Source organism: Roseibium aggregatum (assembly GCF_014692675.1).
Taxonomy (GTDB): Bacteria; Pseudomonadota; Alphaproteobacteria; order Rhizobiales; family Stappiaceae; genus Roseibium; species Roseibium aggregatum_C.
The window spans coordinates 37,209-50,659 of record NZ_JABFCZ010000027.1; the positions used below are offsets into that span (position 1 = coordinate 37,209).

Sequence of the window (13,451 nt, forward strand, 5' to 3'; positions counted from 1 at the left end):
ATCACGCCATCTGCACGTCGGTCACCCCGGGGACGGCTTTGAGCGCGCCGGCGATTTCCGGCGACAGACGGAACCTCCCCGGCAGCTTTACCTCGACTTCGCGCGCGCCGTTATCAAGAAGCACAACGACGGTGACTTCCCCCTCGCCGCGCACCTGCAGATGTCGGCGCAGACTTTCCACCGGCCGCTCGTCCCGAAGAAAGACCCGCATGCTCTTCTGCAGCCTGGTGACCACCTTCTCGATCGGGTCCACCTGCTCGATCCGGATGGAGGGCTCGTCGTCGCGCATGTCCGCGCCGACCAGCAGAACGACAGACCGTCCCGGCTCAAGCTGATCACGGAACTGTTCCAGCTTTTCCTTGAACAGCAGGCCTTCGTACTGGCCCGTGGCGTCCGACAGGCGGACGATTCCCATCCGGCTGCCTGTGCGGGTCTTACGTTCCTGTTTCGACAAAACCGTTCCAGCCAGACGCCCCGCAGAAGCGCCCTTCTTCACCGCTTCGGCGAATCTTGCCCAGGGCTGCACCCGCATCTTTTCCATGAGCGGGCCGAAATCGTCGAGCGGATGGGCCGACAGGTAGAACCCGATGGCGGAATGTTCGCGCTGGAGTTTTTCCTCGCCGGTCCAGGGAGCGGCGTCGGGCAGTTGCAGCGGTTCCTCACCGTCGCTTCCGCCGAAAAGCTCATCCTGCCCCAGGCTCTTGTTCTCCTCGGTGCGCTGCGCGAGGCCCATGATCCGGTCGAGCCCCTCCAGCACCCGCGCCCGGTTGGGCTCCAGTTCGTCGAACGCACCGGCGGCAACCAGATTTTCAAGGGTTCGCTTGTTGAGGAATTTCGGCGAGATCCGCCGGGCGAAATCGCCCAGGCTCGTAAACGGCGCGTCGCCGCGAACCTCGACGATGTGTTCCACCGCCTGTTCGCCCACGCCCTTGATGGCGCCCATGGCGTAGATGATCTTGCCGTCCTCCACGTCGAAATGGACCATGGAACGGTTGATCGTCGGCGGCACGATCTCGATCCCCATGCGCCGCGCTTCCTGTCGGAAGTCGCCGAGCTTGTCGGTGTTTCCCAGATCGAGCGTCATGGACGCCGCCATGAACTCGACCGGATAGTTCGCCTTCAACCAGGCGGTATGATAGGAGACGAGCGCGTAAGCGGCCGCGTGGGACTTGTTGAAGCCGTAATTGGCGAATTTCGCCACCAGGTCGAAGATCGTTCCGGCCTGTCCCTTGCTGATCCCCCGTTCCACGGCGCCGTCGACGAAGCGGGCCCGCTGGATTTCCATCTCCGCGGCAATCTTCTTGCCCATGGCGCGGCGCAGAAGGTCTGCTTCGCCGAGCGAATAACCGGACAGCACCTGGGCGATCTGCATCACCTGCTCCTGGTAGACGATAATGCCGTTCGTCTCCATCAGGATCGGTTCCAGCAGCGGATGCAGGCAGTCGGGCTCCTGCTCGCCGTGCTTCACCGCGTTATAGACCGGAATGTTTTCCATCGGCCCCGGGCGATAGAGCGCCACGAGCGCGATGATGTCCTCGAAGCGGTCCGGCTTCATGCCGGCGATGGCCCGGCGCATGCCCTGACTTTCCAGCTGGAACACGCCGAAGGTCTCGCCCTTGGCCAGAAGCTGGTAGGTCTTCTCGTCGTCGATCGGCAGCGCGGCGACATCGACCTCGACACCGCGCCGCTCGATCAGCTTCACCGCAGTATCGATCACCGTCAGCGTCTTCAGTCCGAGGAAGTCGAACTTCACCAGCCCGGCGTCCTCGACCATCTTCATGTTGAACTGGGCGACGGGCATGTCGGAGCGCGGATCGCGGTAGAGCGGGACGAGCTGTTCCAGCGGCCGGTCGCCGATCACCACGCCTGCGGCATGGGTGGACGCGTGCCGGTAAAGCCCTTCCAGCTTCTGGGCCATGATCAGAAGCTTGTCGACAATCTCCTCTTCCCGCGCAGCCTCGCGCAGGCGCGGTTCGTCTTCGATCGCCTGGGCCAGTGTCACCGGGTTGGCCGGATTGGCCGGCACCAGCTTGCACAACCGGTCCACCTGGCCATAAGGCATTTGCAGCACCCGGCCGACATCGCGCAGGACGGCGCGCGCCTGCAGCGAACCGAAGGTGATGATCTGGGCCACCTGCTTGCGGCCGTATTTCTCCTGAACGTAGCGGATCACCTCTTCACGCCGGCTCTGGCAGAAATCGATATCGAAGTCCGGCATCGACACGCGTTCCGGATTGAGGAAGCGTTCGAACAGCAGCGAAAACCGCATCGGGTCCAGGTCGGTGATGGTCAGCGACCAGGCAACGAGCGAGCCCGCGCCCGAACCACGCCCCGGACCGACCGGTATGTCGTGCGCCTTGGCCCATTTGATGAAGTCCGCAACGATCAGGAAGTATCCCGGGAACTTCATCCGCTCGATGATGCCGAGCTCATAGTCCAGCCGTTCCCAGTAGTCCTTTTCTTCCAGTTCGGGCGCCAGTCCGTGGGCTTCCAGGCGCGCGGTCAGGCCTTCCCTCGCCTGACGCCTGAGTTCTTCCGCCTCCGCCTTTTCCGCTTCCTCCGGATCGGCGTCCGCACCGGCAAACCGCGGCAGGATCGGATCCCGGCGGACCGGGCGGTAGCTGCAGCGTTGCGCGATCTCCACGGTCGAGGCGAGCGCCTCCGGCAGGTCGGAAAAGAGCTCGGTCATTTCCGCACGTGACTTGAAATAATGTTCCGGCGTCAGCCGGCGCCGGTCTTCCTCGATGATGACCCGGCCTTCCGCGATACAGATCAGCGCATCATGGGCTTCATAGTCCTCGCGCTTCGGGAAGAAGGCCTCATTGGTCGCCACGAGCGGCAGACCGAGTTCGTAGGCAAGGTCGATAAAGGCAGGTTCGGTGCGCCTCTCCTCTTCCGTGCCGTGACGCTGGAGTTCCACATAGCAGCGCCCCTTGAAGGCTTCCGCGAGACGCACAAGCCGGACCCTGGCCAGATCCTTCTGGCCCGAGGTCAGCATCTTGCCGATCGGCCCGAGGCTCCCGCCTGTCAGCAGGATCAGCCCATCGGACTTTTCCTCCAGGTACTCGCCCGTCACATGCGGAATAAGGCCGGTCTCGGTATCGAGGAACGCGCGCGAACTCAGTTCCATCAGGTTGCCGTAGCCGGTCTCGTTCATGGCCAGCAGGATCACATTGGAAAGCGGCGGCTCGCCGCGCCTTCCCGCTTCCGCCCCGTCCTTGAAATCGATGGAAAGCTGGCAGCCGATGATCGGCTGGATGCCCGCACCCCAGGCCTTGGCGGAAAACTCCTGCGCGCCGAAAAGATTGCCCGTATCGGTGATGGCCAGCGCCGGCTGCTCATCCGCCTTTGCCAGATCGAGCAGCTTCTTGATCGGCAACGCCCCTTCCAGAAGAGACAGGGCCGAATGAACCCGCAGATGCACGTACCCGACGCCGCCGGCCTCTTCAGAGGGTTTCTGCTCAGGGGAATCAGGGCTCGTCATCACGCACACCACGGCTCATTCTGGAATCGCGGTTAAGTGAAACGGTTCAATGACCGGCTGTCGAGACGGCAACGCGGATAATCACCAGCCTTCGCAGCTATTGGCACGATTATTCGCAAATACGGGCGACACCATCTCGCCTGCGTGGGCTCGCCGGCACGGGACGTGTTCATGACGCGACTTCAAATCCGCAGACACGCCCGAAAATAGTAAAGCCCCTTATTGGAGCTTCAGGAGAACATCACCCCAGACATACAGGGTCGCACAGAAACTGACGAGAGAACCGAGCGCTACAAAATCGCGGGCCACGTAAATCATGTCGTCCTCCAACGCAGGAAACTCAACTCGATGGGGTGACTATGTTCCATATTTGTTCTTATTGCAAGCCCTTTTTGTTCTCGTATTTTGACCTCAGTCATCAAGCTTTGCAAAATCGATGTTCCGGCTTGGTTCCCGTTATCGGAGCCGGCGGATCAAAGGGGAACGATCCTGCCGTCCTGCAGGGTGATCGCCCGGTCCATCCGGCTTGCCAGTTCCATGTTGTGGGTCGCAAACAGGGTGGCGACACCGGAAGCACGGACGAGCGCCTGCAGCGCGTCAAAGACGTAATGGGCCGTGTGCGGATCGAGATTGCCCGTCGGTTCGTCCAGAAGCAGAATGCGCGGCGCATTGGCAACCGCGCGTGCCACCGCGACACGTTGCTGTTCGCCTCCGGAGAGTTCGGACGGACGGTGCGTCGCCCTGTCCCCCATGCGCATGTATTCCAGAAGCTCCTGGGCCCGTTCGGCAGCGACGTCCTTCCTGAGGCCCCGGATCATCTGCGGCATCATGATATTTTCAAGAGCGGTAAATTCGGGCAGGAGATGATGGAACTGATAGACGAACCCGACGTCGTTGCGGCGGATCGCCGTGCGCTGATCGTCGTCGAGTTCGGAGCAGTTCCGCCCGCCGATAATGACATCGCCGCTGTCGGGATGTTCCAGAAGGCCCGCAATGTGCAGAAGGGTCGATTTACCCGTGCCGGACGGGGCGACGAGTGCGACCATTTCGCCGACGCCAAGCCGCAGTTCAGCGCCGCTCAGGATCCGCAGCTCGTTATCGCCTTCCTGAAAGCACCGTTCGATCTGTTTCAGTTCCAGGGCCGCCGGTCTGCTTTGGGCCTGTCTTCCCGGGTCCGTACGCATATCCATCACTCGTACCTCAGCGCTTCCACGGGATCGAGACGCGCTGCGCGCCAGGCCGGATAAAGCGTCGCCAGCAGGGACAGCACCAGTGCCATCACCAGCACCATGACAGTCTCGCCGCTGTCGATATCGGCCGGCAGGCGCGAGAGGAAATAAAGCGTCGGATCGAAGATCTGGGTGCGTGTCACCCAGGAGATGAACTGGCGAATGCTCTCGATATTGAGGCAGACGATCAGGCCAAGCAGAAAACCGGCGAAGGTGCCGACAAAGCCGATGCTGGCGCCGGTGATCAGAAAGATCCGCATGACGGATCCACGGGTCGCGCCCATGGTGCGCAGGATCGCAATGTCCCTGCCCTTGTCCTTCACCAGCATGATCAGTCCGGAGATGATATTGAGCGCCGCAACCAGCACGATCAGCGTCAGGATGATGAACATCACGTTCCGCTCCACCTCCAGGGCGGAAAAGAAGGTGACGTTGCGCTGGCGCCAGTCGGAGGTATAGGCCGGACGGTTGGCGGCGTCCTCGATCGCGGGCTTCATTTCGCCGACCCGGTCCGGATCGAGCACATAGATTTCGATGCCCGTCGCCTTGCCGTCCATGCGGAAGAAGCCCTGCGCCTCGGTGATCGGCATGAACACGAAGGTGGAATCATATTCGCTCATGCCGATCTCGAAAATCGCCGTCACCGGATAGGCCTTGACCCTGGGCGTCACCCCCATCGGCGTGACGTTGCCTCTGGGCGAAATGATCGTGACATTGTCGCCGACGGTCACGCCAAGCTGCTGGGCCATGCGCGATCCGATGGCGACCCCCTTGCCGGAATCGAAATCGTCGAGCGTGCCGTGGAGGATGTTGCTCGCAACCAGGGGCACCTTGCGCATGTCCGCTTCATGGAGGCCGCGGACCAGTCCGCCCAGATTGCCGGCCGGGCCGGAAATCAGCGCCTGGCCTTCCACGAAGGGAATGGCGCTGATCACATCGGGAACATTCTCGATCCGTTTCGCCACCTCATCGTAATCGGTCAGCGGCTGGTCGATCGGCTGGAGCAGCATGTGGCCGTTAATGCCCAGGATCTTGCCGAGCAATTCGCTGCGGAAGCCGTTCATCACCGCCATCACGATGATGAGGGTCGCCACGCCGAGCATGATGCCGGCGAAGGAGAACCCTGCAATCACGGAAATGAACGTCTCGCGCCGCCTGGAACGCAGGTAGCGTCCGGCGATCATCCATTCGAAAGCCGAAAACGGCTTTGTGCCGGAGACCGCCTCCCTGTTGTCAGCGGCCTCTGCTGTTCCTTGTGCTGTCATCACACGTCCACTTGCCGTCAGGCCCCCAGATTCCACTCCCGGAATCACCCCTTTGGAGGATCGGCGAGCAGACTTACGCCGTCAATGCCGCAACGAGCTTGTTCAGCGTTGCTTCTGGGGACAGCATTTCCTTTTCGCCGGTGGCCCGGTTTTTAACCTCAAACACGCCATCTTTAAGGCCACGCGGCCCGCCGACCACCTGATACGGCAGGCCGATCAGGTCCATGGTGGCGAATTTCGACCCGGCACGGGCGTCCGTATCGTCGTAAAGCACCTCGATGCCGGCCCGTTCCAGTTTGCCGTAGAGATCCTCGCAGGCCGTGTCCGTCAGTTCGTCTCCGGCCTTCAGATTGACCAGGCCGACATGGAACGGCGCCACGGACGCCGGCCAGATGATGCCGTCGTCGTCATGGCTGGCCTCGATGATAGCCCCGAGCAGACGCGACACGCCGATGCCGTAAGAGCCCATGTGAACCGGGACTTCGGTGCCGTCTGCGGTCGCGACCTTGGCGCCCATCGGATCGGAATACTTGGTGCCGAAATAGAAGGTCTGGCCGACTTCGATGCCGCGGGCCACGATCCGCTTGTCCTCCGGCACGGAGGCTTCGAATTCGCCCTTGTCGACAACGTCTTCCGTCGCCGCATAATGGGACGTCCAGTCCGCCACGATCGGGCTCAGGTCGCTGTCGAAATCGACGTCGTCGCCGGGAATGGCCTTGTCCAGATAATCCGCATGGCAGTAGACCTCGCTCTCGCCCGTGTCGGCCAGAACGATGAATTCGTGGCTCAGGTCGCCGCCGATCGGGCCCGTTTCCGCCCGCATCGGGATGGCGGTCAGGCCCATGCGCTTGTAGGTGCGCAGGTAGGCGACGAACATACGGTTATAGGCCTCCACCGCCCGCTCCTGATCGAGATCGAAGGAATAGGCATCCTTCATCAGGAACTCGCGGCCGCGCATGATCCCGAATCGCGGCCGGACCTCGTCCCGGAACTTCCACTGGATGTGATAGAGGTTCAGCGGCAGGTCCTTGTAGGAGCGGACATAGGCCCGGAAGATGTCGGTGATCATCTCCTCGTTCGTCGGCCCGTAGAGCATATCGCGCTCGTGCCTGTCGGTGATGCGCAGCATCTCCTTGCCATAGGCGTCGTACCGTCCGCTCTCCCGCCACAGGTCGGCGGACTGGATGGTCGGCATCAGAAGCTGGATCGCCCCGGCGCGCGCCTGCTCCTCCTCCACGATCCGCTCGATCTTGCGCAACACCCGGTGCCCCAGCGGCAACCAGGAATAGATCCCGGCCGATTGCTGACGGATCATGCCGGCGCGCAGCATCAGGCGGTGAGAGACGATTTCCGCCTCCTTGGGCGTTTCCTTCAAAATGGGCAGAAAGAAGCGGGACAGACGCATGAGTTTCACTCTGGGGTCGAGGGGTTACAGAATTCGGATCGCAGTCAAACCGCATGCGCAGTCGAATGACAAGTGCAAAGCGGGACAGCCCGTGACTTTCTCTTCCGAAATGCCCTTAAAAACGGCAGAAATGACAGGTCCTACGCCTGCTAAACTCCTGTGCAAGCAAAAAAAATATGCTTTACGACACAAATAGGTGACAACCGTCATCCGATCCTATAGTGTCTGACCGCATAAGAAAAAGGGCGGTCGGCAATCGTACCTACCCCCTTATATAGGCATCGCGGTCTGAGTCTTGGGAGGAAGATCCCTCCGGCGCCCGTTTCGGTCGCAGCCGACCCACTGAAATTCGAATGAATGCAGTGAGGCAAGAGGGATATTTAGACGCGGAACTTTTTCAAGGCAGAGCTTGGCTCTGCCTTTTTTTCTGCCTGTTGAACCACCAGAATCCGTATAAGCGTTTTCACCTAAAATTGCAGCGCGACCTTCCGCCTCAGTCTGCTTCCGGCAGATCGGCTCAGCGGGCGGCTCTCATCAGAACGGTAGGTCGTACAGGCTGAAGCCGGATGTTTTCAGCAGATAGAAACCGGCAAACAGGGTCGACGTCACGATGGTGGTCAAAATGATCACCCGCAGGAACCTCGGCTTTTCCGGAGCGCCCGGATCCGAGCCCGGCACGACCTCCCCCGCTTCCTCCTGGGTCCGGTGAAATCCGAAGGGCAGAAACGCAAACAACAGGATCCACCACATCATGAAATAGACGGCGATGCCATAGGTCAGGCTCATTGTGCTCGCTTATGCCTCGTCAGCTGCGGGAACGGTTTGCCGGAAATTGCCTCGATACCGAGACTGCCGTTTCCAGCGACGCCGCACTCCTAACATACGCAGCCGCCTTTTGACCAATTCCTTTCCACATGAACAGCTGCTGGTCTTTGTCGCACCCCAGAAGGCCTGTCGCCGCAGAATTTATTCGAAAGGCGGCGATTTCACGGTCTGGACTGCCGGCGCGGCGACCGTCTCCGACATTACAGGAAATGCAGAGGCCCGGCCCTCTCTGCGGTACAGAGCAAGGGCCAGCCCCCAGATCACCAGTTCCGCCAGGAAGGTCCAGTGCAGGACGAAACTGAACAGCCAGTGCGGTTGGGTCGGTCGAATCGTCACGAGCTGGTAAAGCGTGTTGTCCCATGGAGAAAGCCACAGGATGCCGCCGACCAGGCTGTCCAGAACCAGATGCAGAAAACTCGCGGCAATGGCGATGATGACGTAAGGACGAAGCCGCGTGCCCCAGAAGGCGGCAAGGCTCGCTCCCGACGACGGCCCAGAAGGCCGGGATATGAACCCAATACCGGTGATGGTGAATTTGGCGGCCATCGACCAAGAAAAACCAGATCAGGTCGAAGTCCGGCAGGATAGAGAAAAACAGGGCGACCGGCAGCAGCAGAGGCGGCCGGTCCTTCATCAGTTTTGTCAGGCAATAGCCGGCGGGAAGATGAGCGGTCAGCATGGGGTCCGATCATGCAAAGGGTTTCGCGTAATAACGGTCTGACCCAACTGCATAATCGGTTCCGTGGCCCGAATTGGGGCCACAACCTGAAAACAGTATGACCCTTTCAGGGACAACTCCGAACGGCAGACCGTTTAGGCTTCTTCCAGCTCGGTCAACGTGCCCAGGAAGTCCTTCGGATGCAGGAACAGCACCGGTTTGCCATGGGCGCCGATCTTCGGCTCGCCGTCGCCGAGGACGCGCGCACCATCGGCGAGCAGCTTGTCGCGTGCCGCGATGATGTCATCGACCTCGTAACAGACGTGATGAATGCCGCCGGACGGATTCTTTTTCAGGAATTTGGCAATCGGCGAATTCTCACCGAGCGGCTCCAGCAGTTCGATCTTGGTGTTGGGCAGGTTGATGAAAACCGTCGAGACCCCGTGGTCCGGCTGCGCGACCTTTTCAGACACATCCGCGCCAAGGGTATCGCGGTAGACCGCCGCCGCCGCCTCGATATCGGAAACCGCAATCGCCACGTGATTTAACCGACCGATCATGAACCTCACTCCCAAACTGCTCGCCAGACGTCAAAGCCCGGACAGACGTCAAATACGGGTGACCAGCACCTTGCACAGCGTCTTCTTGCCCCAAACCTCAAGAACGGCGGACCGGGCTGCCCTACGGGCGGCCTCTCCGACCAGGTCCTTGTCCTTGCGCCGGGCCTTCGGAATGCTCCGGATGGCACCGACCACCGCCTTGGAGATGATATCCTCCATCGGCTCGCCTTCATCGTCCGTGTCCGGAAGCCCAATCGGCGCGATTTCCGGATCGTCCAGAAGATCGCCCGCCCGGTCGACCACCAGGGAGACGACGAGCGCGCCCGCATAGGACAGCTTGCGCCGTTCCTTGACACCGGTCACTTCCGGATCGTCGAGAATGTTGCCGTCCTTGACCAGGATGCCGGACGGCGCCTCGTCGATGATCCCGGCGGAACCGGACACGAGCCGAATGATGTCACCATTCTTGCCACGCACGACTTCCGGCACCTTCTGCGCTGCCGCGAATTCTGCGTGCGCGGCAAGATGCAACGGTTCCCCGTGGACGGGAACCACGACTTTCGGCTTCAGCAATTTGTAGAGCTGCTCCAGTTCGCCGCGCCGCGGATGACCGGACACATGCACCAAGCCGTCCCGGTCGGTCACGATCTCAACGCCGGTCTTGGCGAAGTTGTTCATCACCTCGCCGACGGCCTTTTCGTTGCCCGGAATCGTCCGCGAGGAGAAGATCGCCATGTCGCCCTTGGACAGGGCGATGTTGCGGTGATCGCCGGCGGCTATCCTGGAAAGGGCGGCCCGTGCCTCCCCTTGCGAACCGGTGCAAAGCAGAACCGTCTTGTCGCGGGGCAGATAGCCGAAGGCTTCCTCGTCATGAAAGCTCGGCAGACCGTCCAGATAGCCGAGTTCGCCGGCGACATCGATCACCCGAAGCATGGACCGGCCGACGACGACCACATCCCTGCCGGCGGCGGCCGCCGCCTCCGCGATCGCCCGGATCCGGGCCACGTTGGAGGCAAAGGTCGTCACCGCCACCCGGTGCTTGGCCGACTTGATGATTTTCTTCAGCTCGACGGCGACATCCGCCTCGCTGGGGCTTTCGCCGTCGCGGATCGCATTGGTGCTGTCGCAGACGAGCGCCATCACGCCTTCCCGGCCCAATTCGCCCAGACGGTCCAGATCGATCGCACGGCCGACGCCCGGCGTCAGATCGATCTTCCAGTCGCCGGTGTGAAGGACGAGCCCGGCGGGGGTACGGATTGCCAGGGCACACGGTTCGGGGATGGAATGCGCCATGGCGACGAATTCCACATCGAACGGACCGATCTGGTGGCGCTCGCCCTGCTTGACGACGGTGACCGGAACCTTTTCCGATCCCGGCTCGCTTTCATACTTGGCTTCCAGAAGTCCGGCGGTGAAGGCGGTCGCATAGACCGGCACCTTCAGGAACGGCCACAGATGGATGATCCCGCCGTAGTGATCTTCGTGCGCATGGGTGATGACCATGCCGACGATGTTGTTGACTTCCTCTTCGAGGAACTTGATGTCGGGAAGAACGAGATCGATCCCCGGCAGTTCCGGTCCGGCAAAGGACACGCCGCAATCGACGATAAGCCAGGATCGGTTGTCTTCCGGGCCATAGCCGTAAAGGCCGAGGTTCATTCCAATTTCGCCCACGCCGCCGAGCGGCAAAAAGACGATGTCGTTGGCTGCTGCCACTCAAAACTCCAAACAGCGGTTTGTTGAAATGCCGGACGAGCCCCGAATTTCAGGGAGGTGAGATCAGGGCTTCAAGCCCGGCAAAAAGACGTCCCCGGCGAAGATGGTCCTTAGTTCACCGCTATCAAGTCTGAGGACCAGATGACCCCGGGTATTGAGGTCCAGGAAGGTTCCCGAAATTTCATCGGACGCGTTGCGCACGGTTATCTTCTGACCGAGATGGGCAGCCCTTGCAAGCCACGCCTCGCGCACCGGTAAAAAACCGTCCGCCTTCTGCCAGTTTTCAAGCCATTCCGCAAGTCGGACGCTCAGATGATCAAGAAGCCCCTCGGCCGTGACCCGGTATCCGAGCGCGGTCAGGTCGACACTGGGATAGAGCGAGAGGTCCGGATGCGAGACGCAGTTCACCCCGAAACCGAGCACCACCGCCAGGCGCTTGTCCGACAGGGTTTCCGCTTCAAGCAGGATCCCGGAGAGTTTCGCCCCCTCGATCAGGAGATCGTTCGGCCATTTGAGTTTTGCCAGATGGTGCGCGCCGGTCGCCTTGTCCACGGCTTCTGCCAGAGCAACGGCCGCCAGGAGCGGCAGTTCGCCCAGACGTTCCGCAGGCCCAGGATCGATCAGCAGGTGACTGGCGAACAGATTGCCGCGCGGCGATGCCCAGTCCCGACCGAGCCGCCCCCTGCCCTGTAACTGTTCCCCGGCCGTTATCCAGAGGTGTCCTTGGTCGCCGGACCGGGCCCGCTCGAATGCGAGCGTATTGGTCGAACCGACCGTGTCGTGATGCTCAAAGCGAAGACCCGGCGCGGATCGCGCCGGGTTGCCGGTATTCATGCGAGAGGAACCGCCGGTCAGAAGAGCGATCCCGCAGCCACCGTCGCGGCCTGGACGATCGGACCGGGCAGGATCGCGAAGAAGATCACGAACAGCCCGGACAGGCCGAGAACGAAGCGCAATTCCATCGGCATGGCCTCAAAGGCTTCCGCCGGTTCGTCGAAGAACATTACCTTGATGACACGCAGGTAATAGTAGGCGCCGACAACCGACATCAGGACACCGATGACCGCCAGCGGATAAAGACCTGCTTCCACAGCTGCGGAGAACACGAACCACTTGCCGAAGAACCCGACGAAGGGCGGGATCCCGGCCAGCGACCACATCAGGACCGCAAGCAGGATCGCCATCGGCAGATTGGTGCGCGACAGGCCGGCGAGTTCATAGATGTCCTCCACCATGCCGTCCTTGCGGCGCATGGACAGGATGCAGGCGAACACGCCGAGGGTCATGGCGAGATAAGCGGTCATATAGAAGATCACGCCGACGACGCCGGTCTGCGTACCGGCCGCAAGCCCGACCAGGGCATAGCCCATGTGGCCGATGGACGAATAGGCCATCAGGCGCTTGATGTTGGTCTGGCCGATGGCCGCAAAGGCGCCGAGCGCCATGGAGGCGATCGACACGAACACGATCACCTGCTGCCAGTCGGTCGTGACCGGCTGGAAGGCGTCGATGACGATCCGCACCAGCATGCCCATGGCGGCAACCTTCGGCGCGGCCGCCAGGAAGGCGGTCACCGGTGTCGGCGCCCCTTCATAGACATCCGGCGTCCACATGTGGAACGGCACGGCGGAGATCTTGAAGGCAAGACCGGCCAGGATGAACACCAGGCCGAAGATCAGGCCAAGCGACGCGCCCTGGTGGGCAAGCACTTCGGAAATCTCAGCAAAGCCGGTATGGCCTGTGAAGCCGTAGGTCAGCGACATGCCGTAAAGCAGCATGCCGGAGGACAGCGCGCCGAGAACGAAGTATTTCAGGCCCGCTTCCGTGGACCGCACCGAATCCCGGTTGATCGCCGCAACCACGTAGAGCGAAAGGCTCTGCAGTTCCAGACCCAGATAGAGCGAGATCATGTCGTTGGCGGACAGCATCAGCAGCATGCCGAGCGTCGCCAGCACAATCAGGATCGGATATTCGAACCGGTCGAACGACTGCGATTTCGCATAGGCCCAGGACATGGCGATGGCGAAGAACGAGCCGATCAGCACCAGAAGCTTCATGAAATAGGCGAAATCGTCGAGCACGAAGGCGCCGCCGAAGGTTTCGCCCATTTTCGCTCCGAACGGCAGCACGAACAGCGCGGTCGCCGCGATCAGCCCCATGGACATGCCGTTGACCAGGAAACTGATCCTCGGCCCGCCGAAGGCACCGATCATCAACAAGACCATCACGCCGACAGCCAGGAAGATCTCCGGCAGAACCGGCAGGAGATCTGGCAAATGGGTCATTTCCGACATGTCTCGTCTCTCGCC

General features: G+C 61.3%; 10 protein-coding genes. All 10 read right to left on the minus strand.

The window, feature by feature from the left end; all coding sequences use genetic code 11:
* Position 1: 1 nt before the first annotated feature.
* Complete coding sequence (gene dnaE / locus HK439_RS21630) at positions 2–3,484, minus strand: DNA polymerase III subunit alpha (protein WP_190293570.1); 3,483 nt, start codon at positions 3,482–3,484, stop codon at positions 2–4.
* Positions 3,485–3,957: 473 nt separating this feature from the next.
* Entirely contained in the window at positions 3,958–4,674 is a 717-nt protein-coding gene (locus HK439_RS21635; protein ID WP_190293571.1) for an ABC transporter ATP-binding protein, read from the minus strand.
* Positions 4,674–5,978 carry a lipoprotein-releasing ABC transporter permease subunit gene (locus tag HK439_RS21640; protein WP_235988055.1) on the minus strand — a complete coding sequence of 435 codons (1,305 nt, stop codon included), beginning with the start codon at positions 5,976–5,978 and terminating at the stop codon, positions 4,674–4,676. The genes HK439_RS21635 and HK439_RS21640 overlap by 1 nt, the downstream gene beginning before the upstream one ends.
* A gap of 73 nt (positions 5,979–6,051) precedes the next feature.
* Positions 6,052–7,383: a proline--tRNA ligase gene (proS, locus tag HK439_RS21645; RefSeq protein ID WP_190293572.1), complete on the minus strand. Its 1,332-nt coding sequence runs from the start codon at positions 7,381–7,383 to the stop codon at positions 6,052–6,054.
* 534 nt (positions 7,384–7,917) lie between these two features.
* On the minus strand, positions 7,918–8,169 hold the full coding sequence (locus HK439_RS21650) for a DUF1467 family protein (protein ID WP_190293573.1): 252 nt from the start codon (positions 8,167–8,169) through the stop codon (positions 7,918–7,920).
* Between the two features lie 180 nt (positions 8,170–8,349).
* On the minus strand, positions 8,350–8,754 hold the full coding sequence (locus HK439_RS21655) for a hypothetical protein (protein WP_190293574.1): 405 nt from the start codon (positions 8,752–8,754) through the stop codon (positions 8,350–8,352).
* Positions 8,755–9,021: 267 nt separating this feature from the next.
* Positions 9,022–9,426, minus strand: coding sequence for a methylmalonyl-CoA epimerase (mce, locus tag HK439_RS21660; RefSeq protein WP_190293575.1), 405 nt, complete (start codon positions 9,424–9,426; stop codon positions 9,022–9,024).
* 48 nt (positions 9,427–9,474) lie between these two features.
* Positions 9,475–11,142, minus strand: coding sequence for a ribonuclease J (locus HK439_RS21665; RefSeq protein WP_190293576.1), 1,668 nt, complete (start codon positions 11,140–11,142; stop codon positions 9,475–9,477).
* A 63-nt stretch (positions 11,143–11,205) separates the two neighbouring features.
* Positions 11,206–11,976, minus strand: coding sequence for a biotin--[acetyl-CoA-carboxylase] ligase (locus HK439_RS21670; RefSeq protein ID WP_190293577.1), 771 nt, complete (start codon positions 11,974–11,976; stop codon positions 11,206–11,208).
* A gap of 17 nt (positions 11,977–11,993) precedes the next feature.
* On the minus strand, positions 11,994–13,436 hold the full coding sequence (nuoN, locus tag HK439_RS21675; protein WP_190293578.1) for an NADH-quinone oxidoreductase subunit NuoN: 1,443 nt from the start codon (positions 13,434–13,436) through the stop codon (positions 11,994–11,996).
* Between the last annotated feature and the right edge of the window lie 15 nt (positions 13,437–13,451).

What these genes read in the sequence shown, in the direction of transcription:
- dnaE (WP_190293570.1), bottom strand. Translation starts at nt 3,484, where the DNA reads ATGACGAGCCCTGATTCCCCTGAGCAGAAACCCTCTGAAGAGGCCGGC.
- HK439_RS21635 (WP_190293571.1), bottom strand. Translation starts at nt 4,674, where the DNA reads ATGGATATGCGTACGGACCCGGGAAGACAGGCCCAAAGCAGACCGGCG.
- HK439_RS21640 (WP_235988055.1), bottom strand. Translation starts at nt 5,978, where the DNA reads ATGACAGCACAAGGAACAGCAGAGGCCGCTGACAACAGGGAGGCGGTC.
- proS (WP_190293572.1), bottom strand. Translation starts at nt 7,383, where the DNA reads ATGCGTCTGTCCCGCTTCTTTCTGCCCATTTTGAAGGAAACGCCCAAG.
- HK439_RS21650 (WP_190293573.1), bottom strand. Translation starts at nt 8,169, where the DNA reads ATGAGCCTGACCTATGGCATCGCCGTCTATTTCATGATGTGGTGGATC.
- HK439_RS21655 (WP_190293574.1), bottom strand. Translation starts at nt 8,754, where the DNA reads ATGGCCGCCAAATTCACCATCACCGGTATTGGGTTCATATCCCGGCCT.
- mce (WP_190293575.1), bottom strand. Translation starts at nt 9,426, where the DNA reads ATGATCGGTCGGTTAAATCACGTGGCGATTGCGGTTTCCGATATCGAG.
- HK439_RS21670 (WP_190293577.1), bottom strand. Translation starts at nt 11,976, where the DNA reads ATGAATACCGGCAACCCGGCGCGATCCGCGCCGGGTCTTCGCTTTGAG.
- nuoN (WP_190293578.1), bottom strand. Translation starts at nt 13,436, where the DNA reads ATGTCGGAAATGACCCATTTGCCAGATCTCCTGCCGGTTCTGCCGGAG.